Annotated in this window: 1 protein-coding gene; it reads right to left on the bottom strand. The window is 51.6% G+C overall.

Annotated elements, in window-relative coordinates:
• Positions 1–55: 55 nt before the first annotated feature.
• Positions 56–580, bottom strand: coding sequence for a hypothetical protein (locus ACTHUR_RS12920; protein ID WP_107813058.1), 525 nt, complete (start codon positions 578–580; stop codon positions 56–58).
• Positions 581–843: the final 263 nt, after the last annotated feature.

Genomic DNA, 843 nt, shown 5'->3' with positions numbered 1-843 from the left:
GTCCTGATTTAAATTTAATCCACTATAGTTGTAGGCTTTTGCCAAAGCAGCAATGCTATTGGGACGGGGCGCATTCTTGCAGCAGCAGGTTGTCCGTCATGTTGTCAGGCGTTTCTTCCGAGGCTTCATGATGAACCAGAAAACCGCCGTCTTCCTTGTAGAAATCGGTTTCCGTAAAGTTGCCGATTGTCCAAGTGTATTGACCGTCGCTAAAGGCGTTCAAATCTTCGTTGCTCATTTCGGGGCTGAAAGGTGCGACAAATTCGGCACCTTTAAAGCGTACTTGCGCCGCGGCTCCGTCCTCTGTTTTGAAATAGCGGACTGATACGCTGCCGTTGTCTTTGCAGCGGTAGGTTTGCCATTTTGCCTGATCCAAACCGGTCAGATTTTGTGTGGCGGAAGGCGCGGAGGCTGATGCTGCCTCGGAAGCGGCGGTTTGTACCGGGGCTTGGGAGGCTGCGGCTGCCGACGCATTTGAAGCTCCAGATGCGCTGGCTTCTGCCGCTTCGTTGCCGGCGCTGCAGGCGCATAACAATGCAGTCAATGTGGAACACAAAAGGAGCAAAGGTTTGGAAGACATATTTATCACACCTCAAAGATAATCAAAACCTGACGGATTGGAACGGGAATGCCGGTAAAGGTTCATCCGCGCCTTGGCGGACAGGGCGGTTGGCTGCCCGAAATCCTAAAGCAATTTCGGTCATTCCGCTATTGCCGATATGGCAACGGATTATACCCGTGCGGGGGCGAAGGGGGCATTCTAACAGCGTAAACGAAAGACGGGGTCGTACCTGACTTTGTGGCATGAAATATTGGATAAAAGGTATTTTTGTGGGATGATGG

Source organism: Neisseria sp. P0021.S007 (genome assembly GCF_051956855.1).
This window is presented reverse-complemented; position numbering and strand designations above follow the sequence as displayed.

Excerpts from the sequence above, each read along its gene's own strand:
- ACTHUR_RS12920 (WP_107813058.1), bottom strand. The coding sequence starts at position 580 with ATGTCTTCCAAACCTTTGCTCCTTTTGTGTTCCACATTGACTGCATTG.